1 protein-coding gene and 1 rRNA gene are annotated in these 379 nt (G+C 47.5%); one reads left to right on the forward strand and one right to left on the reverse strand.

The genetic code is table 11. The features are described 5' to 3' along the window. The first annotated feature begins 25 nt into the window (after positions 1-25). Positions 26-141, forward strand: a 5S ribosomal RNA gene (gene rrf, locus ABE528_RS27370). Between the two features lie 48 nt (positions 142-189). Here rrf and ABE528_RS27375 read toward each other — a convergent pair. Beyond that, a partial coding sequence (locus ABE528_RS27375) for a hypothetical protein (protein ID WP_346654636.1) occupies positions 190-379 on the reverse strand: 190 nt, incomplete at its 5' end.

The raw sequence follows: 379 nt of genomic DNA on the forward strand, positions 1-379 counted from the left end.
TCTGGACATTCTGGCTACAGAATTTCTTGACGACCATAGAGCATTGGAACCACCTGATCCCATCCCGAACTCAGCAGTGAAACGATGCATCGCCGATGGTAGTGTGGGGTTACCCCATGTGAGAGTAGGTCATCGTCAAGATTCATTTCGCAAAACCCCTATCTGCACATGCAGGTAGGGGTTTTGTCTTTAAGTAGAAGCTATCGCTTCTCCTGGTAGGCTGAATGGCCAGCCGGTGGTGGTAAAAAGGTGGTTGACAGCGTTTTCGAATGCTGTATTATTCACCTCCCGCAACGAGAGATCGAAGCGAGTTAAGTGTCTGAAGTTAAACGAGTTTCTCGCAAAAAACTTCAAAATAAACGCTTGACAGACCCTGAGG

The organism is Pseudomonas sp. TWI628 (assembly GCF_039673865.1).
Taxonomy (GTDB): domain Bacteria; phylum Pseudomonadota; class Gammaproteobacteria; order Pseudomonadales; family Pseudomonadaceae; genus Aquipseudomonas.